Annotated in this window: 15 protein-coding genes; 9 read left to right on the top strand and 6 right to left on the bottom strand. The window is 71.1% G+C overall.

Annotation, left to right across the window (positions count from 1 at the left end; genetic code table 11):
- The first annotated feature begins 49 nt into the window (after positions 1-49).
- Positions 50-2,218 (top strand): GMC family oxidoreductase N-terminal domain-containing protein, encoded by a 2,169-nt coding sequence (locus G569_RS48495; RefSeq protein WP_064750359.1) that lies wholly within the window; start codon positions 50-52, stop codon positions 2,216-2,218.
- On the opposite strand, the gene G569_RS0114690 is transcribed toward G569_RS48495, so the two are convergent.
- Both G569_RS0114690 and G569_RS48500 read right to left on the bottom strand, forming a co-directional pair.
- Positions 2,172-3,335: a patatin-like phospholipase family protein gene (locus G569_RS0114690; RefSeq protein ID WP_028063961.1), complete on the bottom strand. Its 1,164-nt coding sequence runs from the start codon at positions 3,333-3,335 to the stop codon at positions 2,172-2,174. The two genes, G569_RS48495 and G569_RS0114690, sit on opposite strands and share 47 nt — an antisense overlap.
- 44 nt (positions 3,336-3,379) lie before the next feature.
- Positions 3,380-3,928 (bottom strand): LmbU family transcriptional regulator, encoded by a 549-nt coding sequence (locus G569_RS48500; RefSeq protein ID WP_053226378.1) that lies wholly within the window; start codon positions 3,926-3,928, stop codon positions 3,380-3,382.
- Between the two features lie 149 nt (positions 3,929-4,077).
- Here G569_RS48500 and G569_RS0114700 point away from each other — a divergent pair, with 149 nt between their 5' ends.
- Both G569_RS0114700 and G569_RS0114705 read left to right on the top strand, forming a co-directional pair.
- The gene (locus G569_RS0114700) at positions 4,078-4,488 is read left to right on the top strand and encodes a hypothetical protein (RefSeq protein ID WP_028063962.1); all 411 of its coding nucleotides are present in this window, start codon (positions 4,078-4,080) and stop codon (positions 4,486-4,488) included.
- Between the two features lie 6 nt (positions 4,489-4,494).
- Positions 4,495-5,199 (top strand): hypothetical protein, encoded by a 705-nt coding sequence (locus G569_RS0114705; protein WP_157592045.1) that lies wholly within the window; start codon positions 4,495-4,497, stop codon positions 5,197-5,199.
- 28 nt (positions 5,200-5,227) lie between these two features.
- Here G569_RS0114705 and G569_RS0114710 read toward each other — a convergent pair whose 3' ends face one another.
- The 3 genes from G569_RS0114710 to G569_RS0114720 all read right to left on the bottom strand — a co-directional run bounded on the left by G569_RS0114710 (position 5,228) and on the right by G569_RS0114720 (position 10,160).
- A complete protein-coding gene (locus G569_RS0114710) occupies positions 5,228-5,449 on the bottom strand; it encodes a hypothetical protein (RefSeq protein ID WP_028063964.1) in 222 nt (73 codons plus the stop codon).
- A 155-nt stretch (positions 5,450-5,604) separates the two neighbouring features.
- Entirely contained in the window at positions 5,605-7,332 is a 1,728-nt protein-coding gene (locus G569_RS0114715) for a D-arabinono-1,4-lactone oxidase (RefSeq protein ID WP_028063965.1), read from the bottom strand.
- A complete protein-coding gene (locus tag G569_RS0114720; RefSeq protein ID WP_028063966.1) occupies positions 7,329-10,160 on the bottom strand; it encodes a helix-turn-helix transcriptional regulator in 2,832 nt (943 codons plus the stop codon). Before G569_RS0114720 ends, G569_RS0114715 begins: the two co-directional genes overlap by 4 nt.
- 159 nt (positions 10,161-10,319) lie before the next feature.
- Between G569_RS0114720 and G569_RS48505 the strand changes: the two genes are divergently transcribed.
- Genes G569_RS48505 through G569_RS0114735 form a run of 3 tightly spaced genes read left to right on the top strand, consistent with a single transcriptional unit; the run spans position 10,320 to position 14,934 of the window.
- Positions 10,320-11,018 carry an RNA polymerase sigma factor gene (locus tag G569_RS48505; RefSeq protein WP_053226379.1) on the top strand — a complete coding sequence of 233 codons (699 nt, stop codon included), beginning with the start codon at positions 10,320-10,322 and terminating at the stop codon, positions 11,016-11,018.
- Positions 11,019-11,037: 19 nt separating this feature from the next.
- The gene (locus G569_RS0114730) at positions 11,038-13,773 is read left to right on the top strand and encodes an SGNH/GDSL hydrolase family protein (RefSeq protein ID WP_028063967.1); all 2,736 of its coding nucleotides are present in this window, start codon (positions 11,038-11,040) and stop codon (positions 13,771-13,773) included.
- A gap of 18 nt (positions 13,774-13,791) precedes the next feature.
- Entirely contained in the window at positions 13,792-14,934 is a 1,143-nt protein-coding gene (locus G569_RS0114735; RefSeq protein ID WP_028063968.1) for a dipeptidase, read from the top strand.
- Positions 14,935-14,938: 4 nt separating this feature from the next.
- Here the strand turns inward: G569_RS0114735 and G569_RS48510 are convergent, their stop codons facing one another.
- Positions 14,939-15,295, bottom strand: a complete 357-nt coding sequence (locus G569_RS48510; RefSeq protein ID WP_037496631.1) for a YidH family protein — start codon at positions 15,293-15,295, stop codon at positions 14,939-14,941.
- Between the two features lie 78 nt (positions 15,296-15,373).
- Here G569_RS48510 and G569_RS48515 point away from each other — a divergent pair, with 78 nt between their 5' ends.
- From G569_RS48515 to G569_RS0114755, 3 genes are read left to right on the top strand one after another with little or no spacing between them, the layout of a single operon-like run.
- Positions 15,374-16,477 (top strand): amidohydrolase family protein, encoded by a 1,104-nt coding sequence (locus G569_RS48515; RefSeq protein ID WP_053226380.1) that lies wholly within the window; start codon positions 15,374-15,376, stop codon positions 16,475-16,477.
- On the top strand, positions 16,474-17,238 hold the full coding sequence (locus G569_RS48520; RefSeq protein WP_053226381.1) for an ABC transporter ATP-binding protein: 765 nt from the start codon (positions 16,474-16,476) through the stop codon (positions 17,236-17,238). Before G569_RS48515 ends, G569_RS48520 begins: the two co-directional genes overlap by 4 nt.
- Positions 17,235-18,020 (top strand): ABC transporter permease, encoded by a 786-nt coding sequence (locus G569_RS0114755; protein WP_037496633.1) that lies wholly within the window; start codon positions 17,235-17,237, stop codon positions 18,018-18,020. The genes G569_RS48520 and G569_RS0114755 overlap by 4 nt, the downstream gene beginning before the upstream one ends.
- Positions 18,021-18,025 lie beyond the last annotated feature (5 nt).

The raw sequence follows: 18,025 nt of genomic DNA on the forward strand, positions 1-18,025 counted from the left end.
GCCGCAGGTCGCTTCCATGGCGAGCCGGGCGTGTGGGAGCATCGCCGCGATGGCACACAAGCGGCTTGCCGCCGCCCGGTCAACACTGGGCAGCGCCTATGACATCGTCATCGTCGGCTCCGGCTACGGCGGGGCGGTGACCGCGGCCAGGCTCGGCTGCGCGAACCAGCGCGACGGCCGAGGCCTGAGGATCGCGGTCCTCGAACGCGGCGCGGAGCGCCGTCCCGTGCAGGCCCCGGAGAACCAGGCCGCGTTGCTCGAGCAGCTGCGCACCGACGAGAACCCACTCGGCTTCTACGACATCCGGCGGTTCGACACCGTCGACGTGATCCAGGGCTGCGCGCTCGGCGGTACCTCGCTGAACAACATGAACGTGGCGATCGTGCCCGATCGAGAGGTGTTCCAGGAGTCCTGGCCGGCCGCGATCCGCGACGACGAGGCCCTGGACGAGTACTACGCGCGGGCCCGGCGGATGCTCGACCCGGTGCCGTGGCGGGACGGACGGGCGCTGCGCAAGACCGCGGTGTTCGACGCGATCGCCGACCGCGCCGGAACCGCCGGGGAGACGCTGGAGATCGCGGTCAGCGCGGAGGACCGCGTCACCCGCTACGGCGTCGAGCGCCACGCCTGCGTGAACTGCGGCGACTGCTGCATGGGCTGCAGCTACGGCGCCAAGAACTCGCTGCCCACCAACTACCTCCCGATGGCGCGCCATTTCGGCGTCGAGCTGTTCACGGGCGTCGAGGTCGATCGCGTCGAGGCGGACGCCGAGGAGGGCTACCGCCTCGTCTGCCGCGTCCGCAGCGGGGCGACCGGGACGAGCGAGCGCCGCCGCACGATCACCGCGCGCCGCGTGGTCCTCTCGGCCGGGTCTCTGGGGAGCACCGGCATCCTGCTGCGGTCACGGTCCGCGGGCTTGTCGCTCTCCGAACGGCTCGGGCACCAGTTCAGCGGGAACGGCGACAACTTCAGCTTCGCGTACAACACCGACGAACGGACGGACGCCCAGGGGTTCGGGCGCGAGACCGGCGCGCGGAGCGCGGTGGTCGCCGGCCCGAGCATCACGTCGATGATGCGCTTCGGAGGCGAGGAGCTGCGCAGCCGGTTCGCGGTGCAGGATCTGACGGCGCCGCGGTCGCTCGTGGACGTCTTCCGGCTCGGGTTCATCGGCCTCGACCTGCTCGAGCGCGACGGGCTCGCTCCCGACGCGCTCGGACGGCGGGCGCGTGACTTGCGGTTCAACACCGGCGGTGCCATGAACCATTCGCTGGGCTTCCTGCTCATGGGCCATGACCGGTCCGACGGGCGGATCGTGCTCGGCGACGACGGCGAGGTGCGGATCGACTGGCCGACCGCCCCGGACGACCGCATCTACACCGAGATGGACGACCTGCTGGAGCCCGCGGTCGAGGCGCTCGGCGGCTCCTACCTGCGCAACCCGGTGTGGAGCAGCCGCTGGCTGGGGAACAACCTGATCACGGCGCATCCGCTCGGCGGCTGCGCGACGGCCGACGACGCCGGCACAGGCGTCGTGGACGACGCCGGGCGCGTCTTCGACGGCCAGGGCGCGGTGCACCCCGGGCTGTACGTGATCGACGGGGCGGTCATCCCTCGGGCGCTCGGTGTCAATCCGTTCCTGACGATCTCGATGTTCGCGGAGCGCGCGGCCGAGCACCTCCGGCGCGAGCTGGAGCTGCCGGCGTATGACGTCGCGCTCGAGGGCGACGACCGGCTGCCGGGGGGCGCGGTCACCCGCTCGCCGAGCCCACCGGCGCCGCGGCCCGTCACGCTGCCGCGGCGCGACCACGCCGCCGCGCGCCACCTCGCGAGGCTGCGGGTGCTCGCCGCCGACGACGGGGCCGCCGCCCAGGACCAGACGCTGGCATGGATCGGCGAGCTCGGCGCGGGCCACGACGCGGATGCGCTGGCCGAGCTGTTCGCGCTGGGCGCGGCGCCGAGTGACACCGCGGGCGAGCGGAGGTTCGTGACCACGGTCGTGGGCCCGCTCGTCGACACCCCGGTGGGCTGGCTGTCACGGGTTCCGTCCGGCCCCGCGCGGGCGCTCGTCGCCGGGCGCTTGAAGGAGGAGCTGGCCGAGTTGGTGCCCGGCACGATGCTGGGACGCATGCTGCTCCCGCTGCCGCTCGCGGGCAACCTCACCGTGGGCTATTTCACGCTGCGACGCTCCACGGATCGCCGTCCTCGACACCGGCGATGAACCGGCGCGCGTCCTCGCGACCGAGTTCGATCAGGCGGTCGGCGAACACGCGCTCGAAGAACAGGAAGCTCAGCAGGTCGCCGCGCGTCGCGTTGCGTCCGGCCGAGACGAGGCGGCCGAGTGACGCGAGGTCGCGGGACTCGGGATCCATCACGGACCCGACGCCCGAGAAGCACTCCTCGTAGACCTTCTGCGCGATCTCACCGATCGCCAGCCGACCCTTCGGGGCGACGAGGATGTACGGGATCACGTCCTGACCCGCCGTCTGGTTGCGGGCGGCGAGCGTCGCGACGTCCTGGAGGAGCTGGTCGGTGAGCAGCGGCTGCATGAACTGGGCGACGCCGTCGAACACGTCCGGCTCGCGCCTGGGGTCCGCGTCCGGATCGACGCTCGAGTTCAGCGCCGCCACCACGACGCGCCGCGCCCCGAGCTTGAGCGCCGGCTTGATCGGCGTGTTCAAGCGCGTGCCGCCGTCCCCGTACCAGCCGTACCCTGGGCCGTCGACATCGACCGCCGGGAAGAAGACCGGGATCGCGGCCGACGCGCGCACGTGGACGGCGTCCAGCGGCGTGGCCTCGTACCGGATCGCGCGCTTGTCGTCGCGCTCGACGCGCAGGCTCGTGTCGTGGCTCTGATGGAACGCGACGCTCTCACCGGTCGCGTACGAGGTCGCCACGACCGCGATGCTCGACAGCTGGTTCGCCTCGACGTTGCGCTGGAGCTGATCGAAGTCGATCTTCTCGCCGATCGTCGCCTTCATCGGCGCGTTGCCGAGCAGGCTCCGCACCGTCCCGCACGGGATCCTCGCCACCTCGCTGATGTAGGTCACCAGGCGCGCGACTTGATCGACCGATACCAGCGGACCGCAGATGTCCGAGTAGCGGACCCCGCGCCAGAGCTCGATGCCACGCTCCATGGCCTCATCCGCGGGCTCATGCATGGTCGACGCGATGAAGGTGCCGTTGAGCGCGCCGATGCTCGTTCCCACGATGATCCCGGGCCGCTCCCCGCGGGCATCGAGGAACGGCAGCAGCTCGCGCAGGACGCCGACCTCGTAGGCGCCGCGGGCGCCGCCACCGGCGAGGACCAGCGCGATCTCCGGATTGGCGGGCGTCATCAGCGGTTCCTCTCACTTCGGAATGTCCCGCCGGCGGGACACGGTCAAGCCGCCGCCGGGAGATCGCACAACAGCGTGTCCACGGCGTCGTCCACGGCCCGCATGAGCAGCTCGGACAGATCGCAGTGCGCGACCGCGGCCGCTTCACGCCAGCGACGCTCGCGCTCAGGGGTGATGCGCACGCTCACGGTGACGTCGGCCTCGAGACCATGCGCTTCGCGCCGCGCGGCCGCCATCTGCCGGCGCAGCTCGGCACGCGACCACCCGAGCGTCTCGCTACGGGCCAGCCACAGGTCCTGCTCGGCTTCGTGGAGCGCCGCGACCTGCGCGTGATGCTGAAGGCTGAGCGCGCGGCGCCGTCGCGAGCTCGGGAAGCGCCGAGCGACCCACGCGTAGTTGCGCAGTGTCTTGTACTCGACGTTGGTCGCTTCGAGCGCCTTCCTGTACCGGTCGCCGTAGGTGTCCTGGCCGAACACGATCCAGTCTCCCAACGCCCACGCGGAGCCGTCCGAGATGCGTGCCAGACGGCAGCCCAGCTCCGCCCATTCCGCGAATGACATGCCGCTGCGCGGCCGCAGCTGGTCGTTCGCCACAGGACATCTCTACCAGTTGCTCGTCGGTCCGGTCAAGCCGTTGTGTCGTGTATTTCTCACCTGCCACAGGCGCTCTCTGACAGTGTCATTAACATCATGCGACACCGAAAAACAGTGAGTCACCGACCCTCGCGCTTTGGAGGTCAACCTTGAGCGTCAGCATCCCGCAGCCGTTCCGTGCGCGGGTCGAAGGACCGATCGGTCCCGTGAGCTTCAGCGGGATTCCCAACAGCTTCTCATTGAAGATCCTGGACCCGATCCCCAAGGTCACCGCCGCGCTTGACGCGTTGACGACGGACTCCAAGGTTCGCATCGACCCGCTCACGACGGACTCGACGGTTCGCATCGACCCGCTCACGACGAACTCCAGCGTGCGCGTCGAGCCGCTCGACATCGGGCTGTCGCTGGACAAGATCCCGGACATCCGCGCCCACCTGCCGGCCCACTTCTCGCTCTGCCTGCGCGTGCTCGGCGTCCCGCTGCTCTCGATCTCACTCGGCGGCGAAGCCCAGGTGATCACCGAGCCGTACCGGCCCGGACCCTGCGAGCGGTGCGGGTGAGAACTGATGGTCGTTCGCTTCCACGGGCCGCCGTCGGCCCTCTCGGCATTGGTCCCGGACGCGGTGCTCGGCGCGCCCGAGGCGCCACTGGCCGCCCGGCTCGCGCCACCCGGCGACGAGCGCGGCGCGACCGCCTTGGAGGACCTGGACGTGCACCACGCGCCGGCCGGACGCGGCGCGCAGTGGCTCTCGCTCTCGCTGCCCGAGGACCTCGCGCCCGGGCTCTATCGGGGCACCGTCCTCGTCGACGGCACCGAGCTCGAGATGACCGTCTCGATCGCCGCCGAGCTCAACGTCCTCGTGTCGCCGCCCTTCATCCAGGCGCGCGCCGCGCCGGGCGCGACGCTGACTGAGACCTTCACGATCGCCAACACCGGGAACGTCCGGTTCGACGTGCCCCGCACGGGCGCGTTCGGCCTCGCCGAGCAGGACAGCCTCGACACCGCGATCGGCATGGCGATGCGCTCGGACGTCGAGGGCGAAGCGCGGCTCGGCCGACTGGCCGACGAGCTCGCGGACCGGCACGGCGGGCTCGTCATCGTCAGCTATGGCGAGGGCCGGGGCGCGCTCGAGCCCGGCGACGCGCGCGACCTGACGGCGAAGTTCAGGCTCCCCACGGAGCTCAAGCCGGGACGGCAGTACTACGGCATGTGGCAGCTGGCGAACGCGAGCAGCCGGATCGAGATCGACACCGAGGAGGCGGCCAAGTGATCGCGCACCTGATCAGACGGTTCACACGTCACGACGAGATCCCGCCGCCGTGCTGGCTGCCGCGAGAGCTCGGACCGCTGCGGACCTGCGCCCGCGCCGGCCACAAGGCCACGATCTCGCTCCGCATCGAGAACGCCGACGTCGCGGCGCGCACGTTCACGATCGAGACCAGCGGCGACGACAGCGACACGACAGTGTCATCGGCGTCGGTCCCGATCGAGCCGTATGAGCGCGCGACCGTCACGATCACGGTCGCGCTCCCCTTGAGCGCGCGACCGGGAAGCCGACGCGAGGTCCTCGTGTGGGTGCGTGGATGCCACACGCACGTGCTGCGCTGGACGCTCGAGGTCTCCCGTCACGACTCGCGCTGTGTGAAGCCGGTGGCGGTGCGCGATCACCGTGACTTCACCCATCACTGGTATGACCACTTTTACTGTGAACACCCATGCGGTCTTCCCAGTAACTCGTGAGGAACGTGTCGTGCGGATCAAGTTGCTCACGTAGGGCGAGGAAGTCATCCCAGCGCGGGTACTGGTCCTTGAAGAACTCCCGCCACTTCTCCCCGTCCGCGCCCGCGTAGATGGGCTGGAACTTGCCCCAGTGCAGCCGGAACTTGATGTCGGTCTTGTCGCGGAGGTGCTCCCAGAGCTCTTTGAAGATCCCGCGCTCGGGGGCGCCGTCGTTGAGCGCGAACCAGTAGGCGTTGAACCGGAACGCGCCGTCGCGCCATGGGCAATCGTCCGCCCGCGTCGTGTAGGCGGGGCTGAGCCACGAGTCGCTCGCCTTGGCGGCGTACGCCTCGAACGCGAACAGCCCGGTTCGACGGTAGGCCACGTGCTTGTCGTCGTCGCCGCTGAAGTACGTGCGCAGCTCCCGCATCAGCTTCGTGGCTTCTGAGAGCGGCACGAAGAGCTCGGTGAACGCGGTCGGGATGAAGACGTCGCTGAGCTCGTTGTCCATCGGCAACCCATGCCAGGCGCGATCGGTGAAGGGGCGCGCCGCACCCCTCCCCCGCCGGGGCTTGTCCAGGGGGCAGAACTTGTTCAGCAGCCCCGGGAAGACGTAGGGGATCAGGCGCGGCAAGGGCGCCTTCGTCCAGCGCTCGATGAGCCGGAAGACGGCCAGCGACAGCTTCGCGACCGCCGCGAACAGGATCCCGATCACGATGTCCATCTCACGCAGCTCGGCGTAGACGGCCTTCAGCTTCCATCTCGCCTTGCGGAGGTTGGTCGTGTTGCCGAGCAGCGTCAGCACGAAGCACAGCGCCAGCTGCTGGAGCATCGGTTTGCGGCCGAAGCGCCGGTAGGGGTTGATCTCCGAGTCCGCGAGCGGCGTGTCGAGCATTCGTGCCTGCCACACGACGACCCGTTCCGCCTTGCGCTGGGGCCACCATTCGATCCGCGCGAAGTCGGTCCGCTTCAGGAACTCCTCCAGCGAGAGGCCGCCGCGCTCCCCGAAGAGATCGATCTCGCAGTTCTCGATGGTCGTGACCACCTCCGTCCCGCTGATGTCGAACGTCGGTATGCAGTTGAAGGTGACCTGAGAGACGACACCGAGGAGCCCGAGGTTGCCGAACATGGCCCCGAAGTGCGGGTCCCCCTTCTTGATGTCCAGGATGCGTCCGCCCCCGTCGATGATCCGGACGCCGGCCAGGGTGTCCTCGAACGAGTGCTTGATCGACCCGCCGGCGGACGCCGTGGCCATGAATCCGCTGACCGTCTGGTGGGTGATGCCGCCGACGTCGGCCAAGGTCCAATGGTGCTCCTGGTAGAGCCTGTGGAGCAGGCTCCGCTCGAGGGTGGCACCGCCCTCGCTCGGGTCCTCTCCGAGGTGGATGCCGGCGTCGGCGATGACGACGTGATCGCGCGCCGGGTCCAGCCGGAGCCCCCGGTAGCCGTCGAGCTGGACGCTGATGTCCTCGCCGGGCGGCGGCAGCTGCTCCAGGATCCGGTTGGGATGATCTTCCGAGTGGTTCGCGTAGATCGCGCGCGAGCCCGAATGCGCGGCGCCCCGGACGCGGAGCTTGACCTTCCTCCGCAGGGCGCTCCCGACGAGGCCGACGAGCGCGCCCTCGCTCGCCGGATGCTCGAGCGTCCCGTACGACCGGTGGCGGCGTTGGAGCCAGAGCTTCATGGCTCCTCGATGTCGTCGGAGTCGGCATGGCATGGGTCGAAGCCCTTGAGCCCTTCGCGCAGGTCGTCCCGCCGCTTGATGTCGAGCTTGCGGTAGATGCTCGTCAGGTGGGTCTCCACGGTGCGCCGCGTCACGAACAGCGACTCGGCGACCTCGCGGTTGCCGAGACCCTGGAGCACGAGACACGCGATCTGACACTCGGCGCGGGTCAGGGATTCGGGGCCGTCGAGCACGTGCGCACGTTTCGGGCGCCCGCCAGCGACCCGCAGCTCCGCTCTGGCCCGATCGGCCAGCGCCACCGCGCCGCAGGCCTGCGCGAGCTCCCAGCCGCGTCGCAGCTGCTCCTGCGCGTCGTGACGCCGGTTGCAACGGCGGCTGTGCTGGCCGCGCGCCACCTCGGCGCGCGCGAGATCGAGCCTCGTCATCGGGGTGTCGAGCACGGCGACCGCCTCCTCGAGCAGCTCCGCCGCGGCGTCCGGCTCGACGGTGCCCGCGGCCGCGACGAGCGCCTGCCCGAGGGGGCGTGGCGCGCCGAACTTGCGGGTGATCTCGAGATCCTCCTCGGAGAGCGTCCGTGCCTGCTCGTCCTCGTCCATGAGCTGCAGCAGGGTCACGAGCCGAGGGCGCCAGCTCAGCGCCCCGGGGCAGGCGAAGTCGCGGTTCTTGGACTCATCGCGCAGGAGCTCGAAGTCACGCCGCGCCTCGCGGAGCCGGTGCTGGGCGACGTGCAGACGGCCGCGAGCGTCGATCAGGCCGAAATAGGTGATGTCGTCGTCGCCGTGCGGTGGCGGCAGTGAGTTCACGAACTGCTCGGCCTCTTCGAGCCGGCCGAGCTCCACGAGCGGATCGAGCGCGAACGCCTTCACCGACATGTGGGTGTGATCGTCGAGATCTTCGAGCACGGCACGCGCGAGCTGGATGTCGTGCCACGCGGCATTGATCTGCCCTTGGCGCGTCCTCCCGTACGACCGCCACGCGGCGCCGAGGGCGAAGTCGATCGACGCGCCCCGGACCCGCGCACGCTCGATCAAGGCGTCCAGGAACGCGTCGCGCTCCTCGTAGCGGTCGCACCAGGCGAGGCCGGCGGCCAGCCACGCGCAGTCGAGGCTCCACTCCAGCGCCGAACGATTGCCGAACGGAGGCGCCTTCAGCGCCGCCTCCAGTTGCGTCGCACACGTCTGCGCCGGGGCGCCGACCCAGAGCGAGACGATCGACACCAGGCTCAGGGCCGCGCGGTCCTCGCCGGGCGCGTTGCCGATGGCCACGACCGCGTCACCGACGGCGGCCAGCACCTCGTCGGGCTCGAATCGGCTGCCGAGATAGGCCAGGGCCCGCCGCGCGAGCGCCGGGGTGTGGAACGCGTCGCCGCCGCGCGACTCGGCCAGCACCTCGTCGTAGTACGAGATGCCTTCGGTGAGCCGGTCGACGGTGACGAAGGCGTCACCCACCTCCAGCCTGACGCTCGCCTGACGGCCCCGGTCGGCGATGTCCGCGACCGCCACGCGCAGGACCCGCAGCCCGGCGTCGTCGCCGGACATCAGTTGCGCGCGGCCGAGGTCGAGCATCACATCGCAGCGATCGGCGTCGGGGATCGGCTCGGCGAGACTGCGCTTGAGGAAGGCCGCCGCCGAGGCGTGCGCCGCGCGGTCGAAGGCGCGGCGCCCGGCGCGAACGAGCAGGTCGGCGGCCCACGGCTCGCCGACCGGCTCGGCGGGGAGGAGATGCAGGGCGGCCTGGATGACATCGGCCCCGTCCTCGGCGAGCACCCGCGCGGCGCACCTGCGGAGCGTCTCCATCCGCGCGGCGTGGACGCCGTCGCGCACGATCTTCAGCAGCCACGGATGCTGAAAGGCGAGCGGGATCCGATCGGCGAAGATTCCCGCCGCCGTGAGGCGCTCGGCGGCCAGCGCGGCGGCCTCGATGCTGAGCTCGGCGACGCTCGCGGCGCGCCGGAGCGAGGTCGCGACGCCGAGGACGGCCACCGCTCGCGCGAGCGCGACCGCATCGTCCCCGAGGCGGGCCAGCCGCAGCTCGGTGACGCGCGCGAGGCTCTCGGGGCGTGCCTCGTCGACCTCCTTGGCGGAACGGGGCGCGCGGCCGAGGTGGCGCACGAGCTGGTCGAGCAGGAATGGGTTGCCGTCAGTGGCCTCGAACGCGGCTTGCGACGCGGCGGGATCCCCGTCCAGCAACGCCGCGGTCCCGGCGCTCGAGAGCGGTTTGAGATGCAGGCTCGCCCCGGATGCCGCGAACTGGGTCAGCAGCAGCCGAGGTGCGTCGGGCTCGTCGGGGCGGAATCCGGCGACGATCAGCAGGCGGTCTTCGGCGGCTCGCGTGGCGAGTTGACACAGCCAGCGCAGCGACGGGACGTCCGCCCAATGCACGTCGTCGACGAACACGGCGATCGGCCGCTGCGTCGCGAGCCGGCGGACCGCGATCGTCAGCGCCGCCGTGATCGACGCCACGGTGCCGGACGTGAGCGAGGCCCGATCGTGCTCGGCGGTGCCCGACAGCACGAGTTCGCACGGCGCCGCGCGGCCCGCGAGCGCGCTCGCGCGCTGCTGGTCGTCGGCATGCTCGAGCAGTTGTTCCAGCAGCTCGGCGGCGACGCCCCACCCGAGGTCGCGCTCGAGCTCTGAGCCGAGCGCCCGCACGAGCCAGAACCCCGCGGTCGCGGCCTGTTCCGCCGCGACGCCGAGCAGGCTCGTCTTGCCCAGGCCGGCCTTGCCGACGATCGACACGATCTGGCCAGTGCCATCGGCCGCGGCGCAGATCGCTTGCGCGAGTACTGATTGCTCGCGATCGCGCTCCAACAACGAGCCGGGCGCCATCGGTCAACCATACCTGCGCGGCATGTTGCCCGCACGGAAATCGTGGTCCCGCCGGGGGAGGTCCGGGAAAAGATCGTGGAGGCTCCACGATGCGAGCGCGGACCGCCTCAGGGAGCCTGCATCCCAAGACAAACGCCCACGTCTTGCGGGGAGTCTCGAATGCACCTGTCAGTCCACATCGTGGAGTACACCGAAGCGCAGGCCGCCGACCGCCGTCACAAGCGTACGCAGCCGCCGCGGAGCGTCCCCACCGTCCGCTTTCGCGCACGCCGGGACGCGCGCCGCGACGAGGACCTCGCGATGACCGTGCAGCGCGCGGCGGACGGCGACGCCGGCGCCTGGAAAGCGATCGTGAAGCGCTTCGACGGCTCGATCCGCATGATCGCGCGCCGCCACGGTCTCTGCGAAGCCGACCGTGACGAGGTCGCGCAGCGGACGTGGGTCGCCTTCTCCCGCCACGTCGGCCAGCTCGAGACCCACCCGGCGCTCGGTGGCTGGCTCGCCCTGACGGCACGCCGCGAGAGCCTGCGGGTGCTCGCCGCCGCTCGGCGCGAGCCCTTGGTCGCGGACCTGCCCGAGCCGTCCGTGCCCGACACGGCACACGAGCACGTCGAGCGCGAGGAGCTCCGTCACGCACTGCGCAGCGCCATCGCCCGCGCGCCGGAGCATGAACGCCGGGTGATGGACCTGCTGGTGTCCGAACCCTCGCTCAGCTACGCCGAGATCAGCGCGACGCTCGGGATCCCGGTCGGCAGCATCGGTCCGATCCGCGGGCGCTGCATCGCGCGTCTGCGTCGCGACGCGGAGCTCGCACTCGCCATCCACGGCCGACCGGTTGGTGGTCATGACCTCGCTTGAGGATCCCCCAGATCACCGCATGTCCGGCCTGAAGCCGTACAACGGCCAGTGGCCTTCGCCCAAGTGGGCGGTCTGGCACATCGCGGTCTTCATCGCGGCCGTCGGCGGTGTCATCGCACTCTGGCTCGACCTGTCGCCCGTCTGGCGCGTCGTGATGGCCGTCGTCGTGATCGGCGTGATCGCGATCCGCCTGATCCCGCTCAGCCACGGAAACGCCGGCCCGCTACGAACCGTCGAGAACATCGGCGCGTTCGTCAGCCTGATCGTCGTTCCGGTCTTCGCGCTGCTCGGGGTCGACGCGCTCCTCTCCGTGTTCTTCGGCCCCGTCGACCCGGTCGTCGGCCTCGTCGTCGGCGGACTGATCATCTTCGGCGCCGGCCGTGTCGTGCTCGAGCCGGTCTGGACGGCCAACGAGCTCGATCACCGGTGGCTCTTCGCCGCCATGAGCGCGCTGGCGCTGACGTTCGGACCGGGCATCGTGATCGCGGGCCTCGGGCAGCTGAACGGCGACGAAGGGACACTCGCCGCGCGGCCGATGGTCACGCAGCTCGACGTCATCGTGCTGCGGCCCGGCGCGCTGCCGTCAGGCCCTGAGACGTCGCCGCCGCAGGGCGACTGGCGCGTCAAGGTGTGGACGGGCAGCGTCAGCGGCGACGAGATCACGTGGGCGGGCGGTCAGGCCCCTGAGCTCAACGGTCAAGCCGATGCCGATCGCGTCCTCCTGCTGCTTCCGCCCGCCGGCGACAACGACGCGCAGGCACGCTGGCTCAAGCTCGCCGACCAGGCCGAGCCGCGGACGACCAGCACCTACGCGCTGCTGACCGGCGCGACGCCCGACCAGCTCAAGCGCTGGCGTGGCCCGCTGACGGGCATGACCGGCCGTGTCGGCGACGCCCTTCCGATCGGCGCGCTCGGTGGCCCGGATGCCACCGCGGCGGAGCTCGGGATCCGTGCCGCGACGCAGTCCGAGAGCGCCACGACAGATCTCGCGCTCGCGATCGCCCACCGCCCCTACCTGCTCTTCGACAGCGGCGAGCGCGACGCCCGCCCGCTCGACGTCAACGAGCTCTTCAAGCGCGGGTACATGTCGATGTGCGAGGCGGGGCAGAAGGTCCGCTCGCGCTGCGTCGCAATCGATGGCGGCAACCAGCTGCGGACCGGGTTCAACCACCTCGCGTTCGACACCAAGGCGGTCGTCGCGGATCGCACGATCCCGACCCGCATCTACTTCAACGCGACCCGCGGGCCCGCGCGCGGCGACGAGTATCCGGACGGGCTGATCCTCCTCGACTACTGGTGGTACCTGCCCGACAACCCGGCGGACTCGGGCCGCGGCGCCTTCTGCGGCCCCGGCTTCAGCATCGGCGGTGTCACGTGCTTCAACCACCAGTCCGACTGGGAGGGCGTGACCGTGGTCCTCGACGCGCAGCACCCGGACGAGGCGCCCGTGTCGGTCAACTACGCCGAGCACGACGGCAGCGTGCGCTACAGCTGGGCGGCGCTCCAGCGCCTCTGGGCCCAGACCGGTGTCAAGCCGAGCGACCCGGTTCGCGCTGTCGTGTATCCCGCCCGCGGGACACATGCCTCGTATCCGTCGCAATGTGGCGATCAGTCGTGCCCGCGCGGCGTGCTCAAGAACGTCGGCGACGCCTCGGCGCTGACCGATCGCCCGCACGACGGAAAGGTCCAGTGGGCGGGCAACACCGACGACGGCTGCGCCGCGATCTGCGTCGCGGCCTTGCCGACCCGGACCGCCGGCGCGGAGCCGGCGAGCTGGAACGCCTGGCGTGGGCACTGGGGAACGGCGAACTGCGTGATGGGCGTCTTCTGCTCATCCGCGCAACCGCCGCTGTCACCCGGCAATCAACCGCGCTACCAGTCGCCGTCGTGCACCGGCAAGGCCTACGACGTCGCCGGCGCCGGGTACGTCGCCGCCGATCGAGGATGTCTGATCGCGCCGGCACCGACCCGCGGCCGGCTGCTCGCCCTCGGCGACTCGTACTCGTCCGGCGAAGGCGCCGGGCAGTACGAACCCAGCTCCGACACGTCGGGGAACAGCTGCCACCGGTCCGTCAATGCCTGGCCACGCCTCGTGGCGCGCGAGCGGCACATCACCGCGATGCCATCCCTGGCCTGCAGCGGCGCGCGCCTGAGCGACGTCCTCCACGGGCGGCCGTCGGGCCAGAGCGAGCGTCGCGTGAGCCAGCTCAGCCGCATCGGCGGAGCTCCGGACATCATCACGATCAGCATCGGCGGCAACGACCTCGGGTTCGCCGAAGTCCTCAAGTCCTGCATCGCGACCAACTGCGTCCGCAAGTACGCCCAGCCCTCCGGCGACGTGCTGGACCGCCGGATCGAGCAGCTCGCGCTCGCGCTGCCCGACGCGTACCGCGCGATCCAGGCCGCCGCGCCCGGCGCACGGATCGTCGTCGTGGACTACCCGCGGCTCTTCCCCGAGGGCAAGCCGAACTGCGCCGCCGCCAAGACGATCACCGTCGCGGAGGGCGACTACCTCAACGAGAAGGTCGAGCGCGCCGACGTCGCGATCCTCGGCGCCGCCCGTCAGGCCGGCGTGAGCGCGGTCGACGTCTCGCGTGCGCTCGCCGGCGGTGAGCTCAGCTGTTCCGGCCGCCAGTTCCTCAACCGCGTCAACCCGCAGTTGAAGGTCCTCAGCGGTTCTTTCCATCCCAACGCCGACGGCCAGGAGCAGATCGCCGATGCCGTCTTGACCGGACTCGCCGCGCTCGACGGCTGACAGACAACAGAGGTTCGAATGATCGCTGACCTGCACTGCCACTTCCCGATGCACCTCGTGGAAGCACTCGAGGAGCATCCCCGCCACCGGGTCACGGGGTGGTTGGAGCGCCTCCGACAAGAGCTGGACGCCGAGGGGTTCGCGATCGCGAGAAGGCTCTTCAACGCCGGGTTCACCGACCCGTGGCGGGTCTCGTCCGCCGGCCTGCGCGAAGGCGGGGCGGGCATCGTCTGCTCGGTCCTGTACTGGCCCTTCTACGAGTTCCAGATCGGGGCCGAGTACGGCTCCCCGCCCGACCCGCGAGCGTTCGCCGCGCTGCTGGACCAGCTCGACGACGTCGAGGAGCGGCTGGCCGGCGAGGACATCGTCGTCGTCAAGCGCGCGAAGGATCTCGACGAGGAGCGGATGCGCTTCGTGCACTGCGTCGAGGGGGGCTTTCACCTCGGCCCCAACCGCATCGACGTCGAGGACCAGATCCGGCAGCTCGCCGACGCCGGCGTCGCGTACATCACCCTCGCGCACCTCTTCTACCGTGGCGTCGCGGCCGACGCGCCGGCGATCCCGGTCCTGAGCGATCACGAGTACAACTGCTTCTTCCGGCAGCCCGAGGACGGCCTGCCGGCGCTCGGGCGGGCGGTCATCGAGGCCATGTGCGAGCACCACGTGGTGGTCGACCTGAGCCACATGCGCCCCGACGTCATCGCCGCCGCGCTCAAGCAGCTCGACGAACTCGACCCGGACCGGCGGATCCCGGTGATCGCCTCGCACGTCGGCGTCGCGTCCGCCGGCCCGGCGGGCCACACCTACAACCTCGGACCCGAGACGATCCGCTCGATCGCCGGCCGGAACGGCGTCATCGGCCTCATCACCGGCCAGCACCTCCTCGGCGAGACCAAGACCCCGCAGGACTCCGTCGCCCTGCTGTGCAGGCACATCGACGCCATCCACGACCTCGTCGGGTCCCACGACCACACGGCGATCGGCACGGACCTCGACGGCTTCATCAAACCGACGCTGTCCGGGCTGGAGCGCGCCGAGGACCTCGCGAAGCTCGAGGGCTGGATCCGCAACGCGTATCCGAGCGCGGACGCCGACAAGCTGCTGCACGGCAACGTCGAACGCGTGCTGCGCACGACGTTCGCGCTGCGTGAGCGAGGGTGACGCTTCAGCCGTCGAGGAGCATCGCGACGAGCACCACGAACGCGTAGATCGCGAGGCCGACGCCGAGCGCGGTGAACCCGCGGCCGATGGGCAGCCGCCGCCCCGCGGTCATCGCCTCCTCGTAGCCGCGCCACCGCCTCGCCGCGGTCGCCGCGAGCACGCACCCCGCGAGCAGCGGCGGAGCCGACACGACCCACCGCCACAGCTCGTGGTGGAAGTCGATCGCCTTCGCCGCCGCGATGCCGCCCGCGAGCAGCGCCAACGACGTCCGCACCCACGCCAGGAACGTCCGCTCGTTGGCGAGCGAGAACCGGTAGTCGATCGGGTGGGGCTCAGTGCTCGGTTCCCGCGCCACCGCCATAGCTTGTCAAGCGAGGACGCATCGCCTACTGCATTAACTTGATCGGGATTATCGAGTTTTGATTTACTCCCGGCTCTGATGCCGGTCGCCCCACTCTCGAGCCCGCTCGTCCCGACCACGGCCGCCAAGCCGTTCGTGTTGCCCGCCCTGGCCGATCCGCACGTGCACCTGGACAAGGCGCTGACGGTGGATCAGGTCGCCAATCCCGCGGGCGACCTCGCCGGCGCGATCGACGCGTGGCTGGGCTTCCGCGCCACGCAGAGCGCCGATGCCATACGCGAGCGGGCGCGGCGCGCGGCGCTCACGCTGCTGCGCAACGGGACCACCGCGATCCGCGCGCACGTCGACACCGGGCCGGACATCGGCCTGCGAGCGGTTCACGCGCTGCTCGGCCTGCGCGAGGAGCTGGAGGGCGTGCTCGACCTCCAGGTCGTCGCGTGCGCGTTCCTGCCACTCACGGGGCGCGGCTCGGCGGACGTCAAGGCGCTGGCCGCCGAGGCGCTCGCCGCGGGCGCCGACCTCCTGGGCGGCGCGCCGTGGCTCGACGCCGACCCGGCGGGTGCCTATGACGCGGTCGTCGAGCTCGCGCACACGGCCGGCGTGGGGCTGGATCTACATGTGGACGAGACGCTGGACCCGCGGGTGTTCACGCTGCCGGCGCTGCTGGACCGCGTCGAGGGCGGCTTCCCACATCCCGTCGCGGTCGACCATCTCGTCAGCCTGCCGCTGCAGGACGATCCGGTGCGGGCCCGGACGGCCGAACGGCTCGCGACCGCCGGCGTCGGCGTCGTCGCGCTGCCCGCCACGAACCTCTACCTGCAGGGCCGGGAGGCGGGCGCCTTGGCGTCGCGCGGGCTCACAGCGGTCCGGGAGCTGCTCGACGCGGGGGTGACGGTGGCCGCGGGCGGTGACAACGTGCGCGACCCGTTCAACCCGACGGGCCGCCTGGACCCGCTGGAGACGGCCGGGCTGCTGGTCACCGCCGCGCACCTCTCGCTGGATGAGGCGTTGGCCGCGGTCTCGGACTCGGCCCGCGCTCTGATGGGGCTGGCGCCGAGCACGGACTCGGTCACGCTGCCCGCCTCGTCGCTCGCCGATGCCATCGCGGCCGCGCCCGTGGACCGCGTGGTCGAGCGTGACGGGCGGGTCGTCGCACGGACGACGGTGCGGGTGGAGGCGTGACCGCGGTCGAGGCCACGCCGGCGACTGAGCTGGCCGCGGTCGCGTTCCGGGACGTCGGCAAGCGCTTCCCCGACGGCACGCTCGCGCTCGAGGAGGTCGACTTCGAGGTCCCGCACGGGACGATCGCGTCGATCGTCGGCCCGTCGGGCTGTGGCAAGTCGACGCTCCTGCGGATCGCCGCGCGCCTGGAGACCGCGTCGGTGGGTGACGTCGCGGTCTCCGAGCGGCCGGTCGGCTTCGTCTTCCAGGACCCGACGCTGCTGCCGTGGCGCAGCGTGCGCACCAACGTCGAGCTGCTCGGCCAATTGCACGGGCTGCCGAAAGAGGAGCGCCGCCGCCGCGCCGCCGAGGCGATCGAGCTCACGGGCCTGCAGGGCTTCGAGGGGCATCTCCCCCGCGCGCTCTCCGGCGGGATGCGGATGCGCACGTCGCTGGCGCGCACGCTCACGCTGCGGCCCCGGGTCCTGCTGCTCGACGAGCCGTTCGGCGCGCTCGACGAGATCACGCGCGAGCGGCTCAACGAGGAGCTGCTCCGGCTGCACGCGGCGACCGCGTTCTCCGCGCTGCTGGTGACCCATTCCGTCGCCGAGGCGGTGTTCATCTCCTCGCGGGTGGCGATCATGTCACCGCGTCCGGGGCGGATCGTCGAGCAGCTCGAGGTCCCGTTCCCGTACCCGCGCGACGAGCGGCTGCGCGCGGACCCCGCCTTCCACGCCTTCGTCGCAAGTGCCTCGGCGCGTCTGCGGAGGGCGATCACATGACCCGCCGGGCCCGGCAGGCGCTGCCGCCCGCGCTGCTGTTCGCGGCGATCGTCGGGATCTGGTTCTTCGTCAGCTACGTGCTGCTGGAGCCGCGCCGCCGCTTCCTGTTGCCACCGCCGCAGGACGTCATCCGCATCGGCTTCCTCGACGGCGACAACCTGAGCGAGATCCTCGACGGCCTGGTGCAGTCGATCGCGGTCGCGGTCGTCGGCCTGTCGATCGCCACGGTGTTGGGACTCGCGCTGGCGATCGCGATGAGCCAGGCGCGCTGGATCGAGCGCTCCCTGTACCCGTGGGCGGTGGTCCTGCAGACCGTGCCGATCCTGGCGATCGTCCCCCTGATCGGGTTCTGGTTCAAGTTCGGCTTCTCGAGCCGCGTGCTCGTGTGCGTGCTGATCTCGCTGTTCCCGATCGTCACCAACACGTTGTTCGGGCTCAAGTCGGCGGCGCGCGAGCACCACGAGCTGTTCACGCTCAACGAGGCGACGCGGTGGCAGCGACTGTGGCGGCTGCAGCTGCCATGGGCGCTCCCCGCGATCTTCGCCGGCCTGCGGATCTCCGCCGGGTTGTCGGTGATCGGCGCGATCGTCGGCGACTTCTTCTTCCAGCAGGGACCGCCCGGGCTCGGGCGCCTGCTCTCGGACTACACGTACCAGCTCCAGTCCGAGCAGCTGCTCGCGACCGTCTTCTTCTCCTGCCTGCTCGGCCTCGTCGTCTTCTGGCTGTTCGGCCTCGCGGCCCGGCTCGCGACCGGCGCCTGGCACGACTCCTACGCCCCATGAAAGGA

This window comes from Solirubrobacter soli DSM 22325 (assembly GCF_000423665.1).
GTDB classification, from domain to species: Bacteria; Actinomycetota; Thermoleophilia; order Solirubrobacterales; family Solirubrobacteraceae; genus Solirubrobacter; species Solirubrobacter soli.

What these genes read in the sequence shown, in the direction of transcription:
- G569_RS0114690 (WP_028063961.1), bottom strand. Translation starts at nt 3,335, where the DNA reads ATGACGCCCGCCAATCCGGAGATCGCGCTGGTCCTCGCCGGTGGCGGC.
- G569_RS48495 (WP_064750359.1), top strand. Translation starts at nt 50, where the DNA reads ATGGCACACAAGCGGCTTGCCGCCGCCCGGTCAACACTGGGCAGCGCC.
- G569_RS48515 (WP_053226380.1), top strand. Translation starts at nt 15,374, where the DNA reads ATGCCGGTCGCCCCACTCTCGAGCCCGCTCGTCCCGACCACGGCCGCC.
- G569_RS0114720 (WP_028063966.1), bottom strand. Translation starts at nt 10,160, where the DNA reads ATGGCGCCCGGCTCGTTGTTGGAGCGCGATCGCGAGCAATCAGTACTC.
- G569_RS0114705 (WP_157592045.1), top strand. Translation starts at nt 4,495, where the DNA reads ATGGTCGTTCGCTTCCACGGGCCGCCGTCGGCCCTCTCGGCATTGGTC.
- G569_RS0114735 (WP_028063968.1), top strand. Translation starts at nt 13,792, where the DNA reads ATGATCGCTGACCTGCACTGCCACTTCCCGATGCACCTCGTGGAAGCA.
- G569_RS0114755 (WP_037496633.1), top strand. Translation starts at nt 17,235, where the DNA reads ATGACCCGCCGGGCCCGGCAGGCGCTGCCGCCCGCGCTGCTGTTCGCG.
- G569_RS0114715 (WP_028063965.1), bottom strand. Translation starts at nt 7,332, where the DNA reads ATGAAGCTCTGGCTCCAACGCCGCCACCGGTCGTACGGGACGCTCGAG.
- G569_RS48505 (WP_053226379.1), top strand. Translation starts at nt 10,320, where the DNA reads ATGCACCTGTCAGTCCACATCGTGGAGTACACCGAAGCGCAGGCCGCC.
- G569_RS48510 (WP_037496631.1), bottom strand. Translation starts at nt 15,295, where the DNA reads ATGGCGGTGGCGCGGGAACCGAGCACTGAGCCCCACCCGATCGACTAC.
- G569_RS0114730 (WP_028063967.1), top strand. Translation starts at nt 11,038, where the DNA reads ATGTCCGGCCTGAAGCCGTACAACGGCCAGTGGCCTTCGCCCAAGTGG.